An 11,140-nucleotide genomic window follows, 5' to 3' on the forward strand; every position below is an offset into this window, starting at 1 on the left:
CCTGCCATTTGGCGAGCCTAGGAATTCTGCTTGGCCAGGGCCGCCTTGGCCGCGCGCAGTCGGCGCACCTCTTTTGGGTCCGCCAGCAACGGCCGGTAGATCTCAATACGATCACCTGCCTGCACGGCACGCACCTCAGCATCCGCTACCACTTTGCCAAATATACCCAAAGGGCAATCAGCCAGATCCAGCTCGGGAAACTGCACTGCAATACCCGACGCCTGCACCGCAGCACGCAGATTCATGCCCGCCGGCACCGTCACCGCCAGCAACACCTGACGATCCACGGCGGCATACACCACCTCAATCTCAACCATGCAGTTGCTTGGCTCGCTGGCAAAACGCGTCCACCAACGTATTGGCGGCTTGGTTGAACAAAGGGCCCAAGGTTGCTCGCACGATAGGCCCGGCGTAATCGAAGGAAAGATCCAGGCTGATTTTGCAGGCCTTGTCTGTCAGCGCCTTGAATACCCACACGCCATGCAGCTGAGTAAACGGCCCTTCCTGCAAATTCATTTCAATGGATTTCCCAGGCACCAGCACATTGCGCGTAACAAAGTGCTGGCTAAGGCCGCCTTTCGCGACCCCAACACTGGCAACCATGTGCTCATCACCGCTTTCCAGCACCTCGGCCGTTGAGCACCACGGCAGGAATTCCGGGTAACGCGCCACGTCGTTGACCAGGTCATAGAGCGCCTGTGCCGGATAGGGCAACAGCGCTGAACGTTGAATATGCGTCGTCATGTGTGCGTTATTTCCACAGCTGAGCGGCAAACATCGCGAAAGAACAGCCCAATCCGCGAAAGAAAAAAACCAGAGAACTGCCCGCATTGTCCGGGATTCGTCCAACACGCTCAAGCACGCAGGTTGACCGTAGCCGACACGCTCGCAACTCCCTATAATGCCGCCCCTATGGCTAAACAAAAGAAACACCCCACAGGGACCATCGCGCAAAATAAAAAGGCGCGACACGATTACTTCATCGAACATCGGTTCGAGGCTGGTCTGGTCCTGGCCGGCTGGGAAGTAAAGAGTCTGCGTGCCAGCAAGCTGCAGCTGGTCGACAGCTATGTGCTGCTCAAGGATGGCGAGGCATGGCTGCTCGGCAGTCATATCACCCCGCTAACCACCGCGAGCACCCACGTGATTGCCGACCCGGTGCGCACGCGCAAGCTGTTGCTCAATGCACGTGAAATCGACAAGCTCGCCGCTGCGGTACAGCAGAAAGGCTACGCCTGTGTGTGCCTGTCCTGGTACTGGAGCAAGCACCTGGTCAAGTGCGAGATCGCCTTGGGCAAGGGCAAGAAGGAATACGACAAGCGTGATACCGAGCGCGAGCGCGATTCCAACCGTGAGCTGCATCGCGCCGTGCGCAACAAGGGCAAGGAAGACTGATCCTTGCAGTGATGCAGCCGCGGGAGCTTCCTTCGGCTACATCCCCTTGCGCCGTTCCGCACGCGCCACACGCTGAACTTCCTGACGCACTTCTTCCAACACTTCCTGCACATACAGCAGGTGACGTGTTGAGACTTCCCGTGCCTGCTCGGCACGCCCCTCGATAATCGCCAGGTACAGATCCCGGTGCTGATTGATCAGCATGTCGCGGGTTTCCGTGCGCTGCTGGTACATGCCACCAATGTTGGTGACCACGTTGCGTTTCAGCAGGTCGAACAGGCCGCGAATGGTGTGCAGCAGCACAGCATTGTGGCTGGCCTCGGCAATTGCCAAGTGAAACCGCGCGTCCGCCGCACCCTCTTCCGCTCGACTCACTTCATCAGAGCGGGTGTAGCAATCCTGTAACGCTTCGAACGCTGTCGTAAGCCGCTCGCGATCGACTTCGGTGGCGCGCAATGCTGCGTAATAGGCACAAGAAGCTTCCAGGGTCTGACGAAATTCCAGCAGATCACGCTGAGCCTCGGGATTGTTCTCCAGCAGATGCAGCAGCGGATCACTGAAGGTGGAACCGAGAGACTCCGCCACGTAGTTACCACCACCCTGACGACTGACGAGCAAACCTTTGGCCGCCAACTTCTGGATCGCTTCACGCAAAGAAGGACGCGACACACCAAATTGCTCAGCCAAAGCGCGCTCAGCCGGCAAGCGCTCACCTGACTTCAGCGTGCCCTCAAGGATCATGCCCTCAAGCTGCTCGACGATATCGTCAGACAAACGGCGCTGACGCACCTGATCAAATGCCATAACTCACTCTCCACCATCCCGACCACCCGCCGGGCCCTCTATTCTCGCCTATCGCAGCCAATGCAGCACCTGTCAGAACGCCCTCATTCCAACCGATCAGCCACTTCTCCCGCACACCTAAGACCAAAGTTTCTCGGGCGGCAAATTGACACACCCCTGCCAAGGCTTTTACTCTAGCCAACAGCGATTGTAAATTGGTATTACCAATTATCCAAGCTGACCAAACAACAACAATCAGGGGCCACCCCATATGCAAACCTGGCAACAGCTCTACAGCCCGCTCGGCAGCCTCGGCCTGTCCGCATTGGCGGCCGTCATTCCGATCGTATTCTTCTTCCTGGCCCTGGCCGTATTTCGCCTCAAAGGCCACGTGGCGGGCAGCATCACCCTGGCGGTGTCGATCCTGGTGGCAATTTTTGCCTTCCAGATGCCAGTAGACATGGCACTGGCTGCAGCCGGCTATGGCTTTGCCTACGGTCTATGGCCGATCGCGTGGATCATTGTCGCTGCGGTGTTCCTCTACAAACTCACGGTCAAAAGCGGTCAGTTCGAGATCATCCGCAGCTCGGTACTGTCGATCACCGACGACCAGCGCTTGCAAGTGCTGCTGATCGGCTTCTGCTTCGGCGCCTTTCTGGAAGGTGCGGCCGGTTTCGGTGCCCCCGTGGCGATCACCGCCGCGCTGTTGGTCGGCCTTGGCTTCAACCCGCTGTACGCTGCCGGCCTGTGCCTGATCGCCAACACCGCGCCTGTCGCATTCGGCGCCCTGGGCATCCCGATCATCGTTGCCGGGCAAGTCACCGGCATCGACGCATTCAAGATCGGCGCTATGACCGGTCGCCAACTGCCCCTGCTGTCGCTATTCGTTCCGTTCTGGCTGGTATTCATGATGGACGGCCTGCGCGGCGTGCGTGAAACCTGGCCGGCTGCGCTGGTCGCGGGCTTGAGCTTTGCCATCACCCAATACTTCACCTCCAACTTCATCGGCCCGGAACTGCCGGACATCACCTCGGCCCTGGCCAGCCTGATCTCCCTGACCCTGTTCCTGAAAGTCTGGCAACCCAAGCGCACCGCAGGCGCACAGATTGCCGGCGCCACTTCCAGTGCAGCAGTCACCGCCAGTGCCGGCGGTTTTGGCCTGCCACGCAACACGATTGCCTCGCCCTACAGCCTGGTGCAGATTTTCAAGGCCTGGTCGCCGTTCCTGATTCTCACCGTGCTGGTCACCCTCTGGACCCTCAAGCCGTTCAAGGCGATGTTCGCCGCGGGTGGCTCGATGTACAGCTGGGTGTTCAACTTCGCCATCCCGCACCTGGACCAACTGGTGATCAAGGTCGCACCGATCGTGACCAACCCCACGGCAATCCCGGCCGTGTTCAAACTGGACCCGATCTCAGCAACCGGCACCGCTATCTTTTTCTCTGCGCTGGTCTCAATGCTGGTGCTGAAGATTGACATCAAAACTGGTCTTACCACTTTAAAAGAGACCTTCTACGAGCTGCGCTGGCCGATCCTTTCCATCGGTATGGTGCTGGCCTTCGCGTTTGTCACCAATTACTCCGGCATGTCTTCGACCATGGCGCTGGTATTGGCTGGCACCGGTGCAGCCTTCCCGTTCTTCTCGCCATTCCTCGGTTGGCTGGGGGTTTTCCTGACAGGCTCTGATACATCATCCAATGCCCTGTTCAGCTCGCTGCAAGCCACCACCGCGCACCAGATCGGCGTCAACGACACCTTACTGGTTGCGGCGAATACCAGCGGTGGCGTCACCGGCAAAATGATCTCGCCACAATCCATCGCCGTGGCCTGCGCCGCCACCGGCCTGGTAGGCAAGGAATCCGACCTGTTCCGCTTTACCCTCAAGCACAGCCTGTTCTTTGCCACGATCGTCGGGCTGATCACCCTCGCCCAGGCCTACTGGTTCACCGGTATGCTGGTGCACTAAGACCTGCACGCAATAGGGTAAGAATCGACGCCGGATACGATTCCGGCGTCAGCTATTTCTGGAGGACCGATGAGCCTGCCTGCTGCTTTCATAAGCGACATCGCACAACTGATCCCGAAAAATCGGCGTTTCGACGATCCGCTTTCCACCCTCGCTTTCGGCACCGACGCCAGCTTTTACCGACTGATCCCACAGTTGGTGATCCGCGTGGAGTCGGAAGACGAAGTCGTTGCCTTGCTGCAACTGGCTCAACGTGACCATGTACCGGTCACCTTTCGCGCCGCCGGCACCAGCCTGTCCGGGCAAGCCATCAGTGACTCGGTCCTGATCGTCCTGGGCGACAACTGGAATGGCCGCGAAATCCGTGGGCAGGGCACCCAAATCCGCCTGCAGCCCGGTGTCATTGGCGCTCAGGCGAATGCGTGGCTGGCGCCATTCGGGCGCAAGATCGGACCGGACCCGGCGTCGATCAACGCCTGCAAAATCGGCGGTATCGTCGCCAACAATGCCAGCGGCATGTGCTGCGGTACCGCGCAGAACACCTACCACACACTGGCCGGGATACGCCTGGTATTGGCTGACGGCAGCCGCCTGGATACCGAAGACGCAGCCAGTGTGACGGCGTTTCGTGAACAGCACGGGACGCTGCTTGAACGCCTGGCGACACTGGGTCATGAGACCCGCGCCAACACTGAATTGGCGGCAAAAATTCGCCACAAATACCGTCTTAAAAATACCACCGGGCTATCACTCAATGCCCTGGTGGATTTCGATGAGCCGCTGGATATTCTCAGTCATCTGCTGGTGGGCTCCGAGGGCACCCTTGGGTTTATCAGCGCCGTCACCTACGACACCGTGATCGATCACCCGAGCAAAGCGTCGGCATTGATTGTGTTTCCGGATGTCGAAACCTGCTGCAACGCAGTCACCGTCCTCAAAACCCAACCGGTATCAGCCGTCGAACTGCTGGACCGGCGCAGCATGCGCTCGGTACAGGACAAGCCGGGCATGCCCGCTTTCGTACAGCAACTATCGGAAAATGCCTGCGCCCTGTTGATCGAATCCCGTGCGGCGTCGTCGTCCTTGCTGCACGAGCAACTGGCGCTGATCATGGCTTCACTGGCCCCTTTTCCGGTAGAGAAGCAGGTCGACTTCACCGAAGACCCGACGGAGAACGCTCGCCTCTGGGCAATCCGCAAAGACACCTTCCCAGCCGTCGGGGCCGTGCGCAAGACCGGCACCACCGTGATCATTGAGGACGTGACCTTCCCGGTTGAGCAACTGGCAATCGGCGTGAATCGCTTGATCGAACTGTTCGATAAACATCACTACGACGAAGCGATACTTTTCGGACACGCACTGGAAGGTAATCTGCACTTCGTGTTCACCCAAGGCTTCAACAGCGCGGAAGAAGTTACGCGCTACCAAGCGTTCATGGACGACGTGGCGCAATTGGTGGCAGTGGAGTTCGGTGGCTCGCTGAAAGCCGAACACGGCACCGGGCGCAATATGGCACCGTTTGTGGAACTGGAATGGGGCAGCGACGCCTATCAATTGATGTGGCAGCTCAAGCGCCTGCTGGACCCCAACGGTATTCTCAATCCGGACGTGGTGCTCAGCGAAGACCCGCAAATCCACCTCAAGCACCTCAAACCGTTGCCCGCCGCCGACGAGATTGTGGATAAGTGCATCGAATGCGGCTTCTGCGAGCCGGTGTGCCCGTCGAAAGGCCTGACGTTGAGCCCGCGCCAGCGCATCGTGATCTGGCGCGACATCCAGGCAAAGAAACGCGCCGGTGTCGACACCACTGAGCTGGAAGCTGCGTATCACTACCAGGGCATCGACACCTGCGCCGCCACCGGACTTTGCGCCCAGCGCTGCCCTGTAGGAATCAATACCGGCGATCTGGTGAAAAAGCTGCGTAGCCGCGATGCCGACCGTACTAAAACGGCCGAATGGCTTGCCACTCATTTCGCCACCGCACTGCAAGGCGCGCGTTTTACGCTGCATGTGGCCAATGGCGCACGCATGCTGCTCGGCGCGCCTCGCCTGGCGAAGCTGTCGGCTAGCGTGACCAGGCTGTCCAAGGGGCAGATTCCACAGTGGACCAACGCCATGCCGCAGCCGGAAAAAGCCATTCGCTTCAGCCCGGCCGTGACGGACGAGCGCCCACGGGTGGTCTACCTGGCCGCCTGCGTCTCACGCGCCATGGGCCCGGCGGCAGGTGATAAAGAACAGATGTCGCTGTACGACAAGACCCGCAGCCTTTTGGAAAAAGCCGGTTACCAAGTCGTGTCTCCCGACAATCAGGACAGCCTGTGCTGTGGCCAGCCATTCGCCTCCAAAGGCTATGCCGAACAGGCCGAGCACAAACGCCAGGAGTTGATCGGCGCGCTGCTTCACGCCAGCCGTGGCGGGCTTGACCCTATCTACTGCGACACCAGCCCCTGCACCCTGCGCCTGGTGCAAGACCTGGGCGAAACGCGCCTGGATCTGTACGACCCCGTGCGTTTTATCCGTACACACCTGATGGACCGCCTCGACTTTACGCCCCAGGAGGCTCCGATCGCCGTGCACGTCACCTGCAGTACCCAGCACCTGGGCGAGAGCCAGGCGCTGATCGACCTGGCCCGACACTGCTCCAAGAACGTAGTCATCCCGGAAGGCATTCATTGCTGTGGCTTTGCCGGCGACAAAGGCTTCACCACGCCGGAACTCAACGCCCACTCACTGCGCACCCTCAAGGATGCAGTGCAATATTGCAGCGAAGGGATCTCCACCAGTCGCACCTGCGAGATCGGCCTGAGCCAGCATGGCGGCATTGATTATCACGGGTTGGTGTACCTGGTGGACCGCGTCACCCAAGCCCGCGTCCATTAATGCTGCGAAAAAAAACAGAACCCTCGCGCGCCGGCGTAGTCATCTGCATAGGCCTCGACAATCGAGGCTCATCAGTGATGTCGCTGGCAGCCGTTGAACGCCAGCAGCGTCGAGCCCTTTTGCGCAAGGAGATACCCTATGAAGCGTTCCGCTCTTGCTGGCTTGTTCATTACCGCTGCGATGCTGGCTTCCCCCGTGTTCGCTGCGGGCGAACCCGATCTGTGCAAGATCAATCTGGACAAAATCAACAACGGTAAAGCGCTGCTCGCCACTGACACCAGCGGTAAAAGCGGCGAAATCGACACTGCCGTCTCCCAGGCCAAAGCGGCCCACGCCGCGGGCGATGACAAAAAGTGCATCGAGATCACCTCGAAGGCGCTGCAGGACCTGCAGAATAGCGAAAAAGGCGGCCAATAAGCTGCTCAGTCACGGAAGGCACACCTTCGGGTTGGCCTTCCGTGACCGTTTGGCGTACACTGCACAGGCTTGTCACTCACTAAGAAACAACGAGTTACAAGCACGGGGCCGTTTAGGATTCGACGCCGGTCGCGAAACTTTAGGTGCATGCCGAGTTGGTAACAGAACTCGTAAATCCACTGTTGCAACTTCTTATAGTTGCCAATGACGATAACTACGGCCAGGAATTCGCTCTCGCTGCGTAAGCAGCCTTAGCCCTGAGCTTCTGGTACCTTCGGGTCCAGCAATCACCAGGGGATGTCTGTAAACCCAAAGTGATTGTCATATAGAACAGAATCGCCGTGCAGTACGTTGTGGACGAAGCGGCTAAAACTTACACAACTCGCCCAAAGCACCCTGCCCTTCGGGTCGCTGAGGGTTAACTTAATAGAAACGGCTACGCATGTAGTACCGACAGCGGAGTACTGGCGGACGGGGGTTCAAATCCCCCCGGCTCCACCATTTGATCAACTAAAGACGTCCACGGACGTCTTTTTTTTTGCCTTAAATCCAGAAAATACAATGGGTTAGGTTCCACAACCGTCTTTGTTCGTCCAATGACATCTATTAGCCTGTGTATTCCAAGTGGTATTCCAAGCGTTCACCTGCTAAGTTTTGGAATACACCATGGGAGCTCAAGCGGCGCGCCTTTAAGACATCAAAGTCAAGGCCGCCAAGCCAAAGGAGAAGGACTACATCCTCACTGATGGTGACGGCCTTCAGATGAGAGTTAGAGCCAATGGCTCGAAGCTCTGGAACTTCAATTACATCCACCCGGTTACCAAGAAACGGATCAACATGGGTTTGGGTACTTTCCCAGAGGTAGGCCTGGCTCAAGCACGGAAACGCACAGTTAGCGCCAGAGAGCTAGTTGGCCGAGGTCTCGATCCTAAGGAAAAGCGTGACACGGATCGCCAGACGTTGAAGGCGACCACGGAGCACACATTTAAGAACGTGGCCACAGCCTGGTTTGATCTCAAGAAAGATTCAGTGACCACCGCGTACGCCGAAGACATCTGGCGCTCTTTAACGCTACACGTCTTCCCCGATCTGGCGCTGACTCCGATTTCACCAATCACTGCGCCAGCGGTGATTAAATTGCTGAGACCTCTCGAGACAAAGGGCAGCCTAGAGACGGTCAAGCGGCTTAGCCAACGTCTTAACGAGATCATGACCTACGGAGTAAACGCCGGACTCATCTTCTCGAATCCGCTCAGTGGTATTCGCTCCGTCTTCAAAAAGCCGAAGAAACAAAACATGTTAGCGCTCGCGCCGGATGAGCTTAAAGAGCTGATGCTAGCTATCGCTAATGCCAGCATCAAGAGGACAACACGCTGCTTGATTGAGTGGCAACTCCACACCATGACTCGTCCAGCGGAAGCGGCTACGGCTCGCTGGGCCGACATCGACCTTGAGAAAAAGGTATGGGCAATTCCTCCGGAACGGATTAAAAAGCGTCGCACGCATATTATCCCGCTCACCCAACAAGCTCTTGAGCTTTTGGAGGCTATAAGACCTTTCAGTGGGCACCGTGAATATGTGTTCCCGGCAGATCGAAATCCGCGTACCCACTGCAACAGCCAGACTGCGAATATGGCGCTTAAACGGATGGGTTTTGAGGGGCGTCTAGTGAGCCACGGTATGCGCTCAATGGCGAGTACCATACTGAACGAACATTGATGGGATCCAGAGTTGATTGAGGTCGCACTCGCGCACGTTGACAAGGATGAGGTACGGAGCGCCTACAACCGGGCTGACTATATCGAGCGTAGGCGTCCAATGATGAAATGGTGGAGCGAGCACATCCAGGCAGCGGCTACCGGAAGTCTCTCGATGTCAGCAATCATTGGTATGGCGGATTGAGCGCCCACTAACCTTGCCGTGCCGCGAGTAATCTTTACTAGCTAGCGCGCATAGACGAGTAGTTAGCCTGCACGGAGGATGCTTCACGGCCCCCAGCGCTCTGCAGGACTGGCTCGCGAAGCTAGTCTCCAGCTAAGGTTCAGTAGAAACCCGGCCACAAGCCGGCTTTTCAATGCCATAAGACTTTGTAAAATAACAACTTTCTGCGAAATAACCCTTCCACCCCATACCTCAGCCCATACCTGAACTGAAAGTCTCCAGCTCACAATAAGGCAACCTGTTGGGCCACAGCGGATAGCAGTGACTGCTACCATAAATGAAGATTGGTTCATTTCCATCCGCTCAAAACCAAAGTGGCACGACAAGGAGGCTGGGGCTCTTTTGTGCTGGCGTACTTACCTAAAAAATCTGGATTAGCATGGACACGCTTGTGGCATTGCCGGTTTCTGGTGATTCATTTCTTCTTCGACGTGACAACTACAACATTCTGGTAGATGGGGGATACAGCAGCCGGATGCTGATTGCGGCACTTTCTAAACCCCGTCTTGCCATCAGCCATTTGCATATCGTGGTTTGCACGCATGCCGATAAAGATCACGCTGGCGGTCTCACGGACCTGCTAGACAAGTCATCCATCAGTGTTGGTGAATTTTGGCTGCCAGGTGCATGGTCGGAATCGCTGCCAGAGCTCTTAAAAAACCCTGATTTAGTGGTGAACGCTCTCATTGCAGAGTTTGATAATTTTTCGCCCCAAGACAACCCCACCCTCAATCAGGACCACAGATCGGAATCTCACGCGCGTAAAAGTATTGTCGAGGAATCGCATGAAGCTCAACGCAAGAGCGAGCACGAGCACGAAGGTCCGGAGCAACAGGATGTCGACGAGTTCGAATCGCACATGCATGCACTCATTGCCTCAGAACGACGCAAATTTGAACGTGACAGCAGGAGCAATGACGACCAACTTAGCCCAGAGCAACAAGTAGGCAATGCAGGGTTGGCATGGTTGAAGAAACAAACAGAAAGTCTCGAACTCAACGAGCTAAATGATGCAGATTCTGCCAAGGCATTTGGCAGAGGGCGTAAGTTACTCAGGCAGCAAGCCCGAAAGAATCATATGGATCAGAACTGGACTGCGTTCGGGCTTGAATTAATCGACACAGCAGAACGGATCAGAAAAATTGCAGTTCAGGCGATTCGCCACAGCGTCAAGGTACGTTGGTTCGACTTCGGTGAATTCGCGAAGACGAAGCAAGCATCTGGAGGGGAGCCAGATCTCCTTGTGCCTCTGAACGCAGTAGAGGTTGTCGTACCACCACCCCCCACCGAAATGATGATGTACATGCTTCGTTTGACGCCGGTGAACGAAGAGTGCCTGGTGTTCTTGTCACCCGGCCCTACATGGCGTCACCGCGGCGTGGTCTTCACCGGAGACTCTCCGCTGGGTCATGGATCTGGCTACAGACTTAGCCTCTTGGATTGGCCAACAGAGCGCGCTCAATGGGTCGTCGCCACGGCGCCACACCACGGTTCTGAAAGCAATGCTGTGGCCTATGAGCATTTGGAGGCAATGACTAATGTCGAGCTTTGGTTGCGATCCGGCGGATCATCTAAGCATCCAGGCCCAACATTCCGAAGGTTACCTCAGGTCCAGCGAGGTTGTACGCATTGTCCCCGATTGGGGCTGAAGCGAGGAATAGCTGAAGTGCAATTGTCGGATCAATTTAAGGGGCCGTCTTTCCGCGTCAAACCCCATGATTGCTCTTGCTAACGAACCCAGGGCTGCCCCCGATTGTA

Annotated in this window: 8 protein-coding genes, 1 other RNA gene and 1 pseudogene; 7 read left to right on the plus strand and 3 right to left on the minus strand. The window is 57.0% G+C overall.

The genetic code is table 11. The annotated features are described in order from the left end of the window. Positions 1-17: 17 nt before the first annotated feature. Together KUA23_RS25845 and KUA23_RS25850 are read right to left on the minus strand one after the other, a co-directional pair. On the minus strand, positions 18-317 hold the full coding sequence (locus KUA23_RS25845; protein WP_078050225.1) for an RnfH family protein: 300 nt from the start codon (positions 315-317) through the stop codon (positions 18-20). After that, positions 310-744 carry a type II toxin-antitoxin system RatA family toxin gene (locus tag KUA23_RS25850; protein WP_025857099.1) on the minus strand — a complete coding sequence of 145 codons (435 nt, stop codon included), beginning with the start codon at positions 742-744 and terminating at the stop codon, positions 310-312. The genes KUA23_RS25845 and KUA23_RS25850 overlap by 8 nt, the downstream gene beginning before the upstream one ends. Before the next feature lie 168 nt (positions 745-912). On the opposite strand from KUA23_RS25850, the gene smpB reads away from it, so the two are divergent. After that, positions 913-1,395 (plus strand): SsrA-binding protein SmpB, encoded by a 483-nt coding sequence (smpB, locus tag KUA23_RS25855; RefSeq protein ID WP_025857098.1) that lies wholly within the window; start codon positions 913-915, stop codon positions 1,393-1,395. Between the two features lie 36 nt (positions 1,396-1,431). Here smpB and KUA23_RS25860 read toward each other — a convergent pair whose 3' ends face one another. Then, complete coding sequence (locus tag KUA23_RS25860; protein WP_078050226.1) at positions 1,432-2,199, minus strand: GntR family transcriptional regulator; 768 nt, start codon at positions 2,197-2,199, stop codon at positions 1,432-1,434. A 250-nt stretch (positions 2,200-2,449) separates the two neighbouring features. Here KUA23_RS25860 and KUA23_RS25865 point away from each other — a divergent pair, with 250 nt between their 5' ends. The 6 genes and pseudogenes from KUA23_RS25865 (at position 2,450) to KUA23_RS25890 (ending at position 11,114) form a co-directional block, all read left to right on the plus strand. Continuing rightward, a complete protein-coding gene (locus tag KUA23_RS25865; RefSeq protein WP_252993058.1) occupies positions 2,450-4,144 on the plus strand; it encodes a lactate permease LctP family transporter in 1,695 nt (564 codons plus the stop codon). A gap of 69 nt (positions 4,145-4,213) precedes the next feature. Then, positions 4,214-7,024 (plus strand): FAD-binding and (Fe-S)-binding domain-containing protein, encoded by a 2,811-nt coding sequence (locus KUA23_RS25870; RefSeq protein ID WP_252993059.1) that lies wholly within the window; start codon positions 4,214-4,216, stop codon positions 7,022-7,024. Between the two features lie 138 nt (positions 7,025-7,162). Further along, positions 7,163-7,441 carry a hypothetical protein gene (locus KUA23_RS25875; protein ID WP_010206635.1) on the plus strand — a complete coding sequence of 93 codons (279 nt, stop codon included), beginning with the start codon at positions 7,163-7,165 and terminating at the stop codon, positions 7,439-7,441. 104 nt (positions 7,442-7,545) lie between these two features. Continuing rightward, positions 7,546-7,942, plus strand: a transfer-messenger RNA (tmRNA) gene (gene ssrA / locus KUA23_RS25880). 195 nt (positions 7,943-8,137) lie between these two features. Then, positions 8,138-9,343 (plus strand): annotated as a pseudogene (locus KUA23_RS25885) (integrase domain-containing protein). A 418-nt stretch (positions 9,344-9,761) separates the two neighbouring features. After that, positions 9,762-11,114: an MBL fold metallo-hydrolase gene (locus KUA23_RS25890; protein WP_252993060.1), complete on the plus strand. Its 1,353-nt coding sequence runs from the start codon at positions 9,762-9,764 to the stop codon at positions 11,112-11,114. Positions 11,115-11,140: the final 26 nt, after the last annotated feature.

The organism is Pseudomonas pergaminensis, from assembly GCF_024112395.2.
GTDB classification, from domain to species: Bacteria; Pseudomonadota; Gammaproteobacteria; order Pseudomonadales; family Pseudomonadaceae; genus Aquipseudomonas; species Aquipseudomonas pergaminensis.

Bases quoted from the DNA above. Each gene is read 5' to 3' on its own strand.
- KUA23_RS25860 (WP_078050226.1), bottom strand. From the start codon at position 2,199: ATGGCATTTGATCAGGTGCGTCAGCGCCGTTTGTCTGACGATATCGTC.
- KUA23_RS25890 (WP_252993060.1), top strand. From the start codon at position 9,762: ATGGACACGCTTGTGGCATTGCCGGTTTCTGGTGATTCATTTCTTCTT.
- smpB (WP_025857098.1), top strand. From the start codon at position 913: ATGGCTAAACAAAAGAAACACCCCACAGGGACCATCGCGCAAAATAAA.
- KUA23_RS25870 (WP_252993059.1), top strand. From the start codon at position 4,214: ATGAGCCTGCCTGCTGCTTTCATAAGCGACATCGCACAACTGATCCCG.
- KUA23_RS25845 (WP_078050225.1), bottom strand. From the start codon at position 317: ATGGTTGAGATTGAGGTGGTGTATGCCGCCGTGGATCGTCAGGTGTTG.
- KUA23_RS25865 (WP_252993058.1), top strand. From the start codon at position 2,450: ATGCAAACCTGGCAACAGCTCTACAGCCCGCTCGGCAGCCTCGGCCTG.
- KUA23_RS25850 (WP_025857099.1), bottom strand. From the start codon at position 744: ATGACGACGCATATTCAACGTTCAGCGCTGTTGCCCTATCCGGCACAG.
- KUA23_RS25875 (WP_010206635.1), top strand. From the start codon at position 7,163: ATGAAGCGTTCCGCTCTTGCTGGCTTGTTCATTACCGCTGCGATGCTG.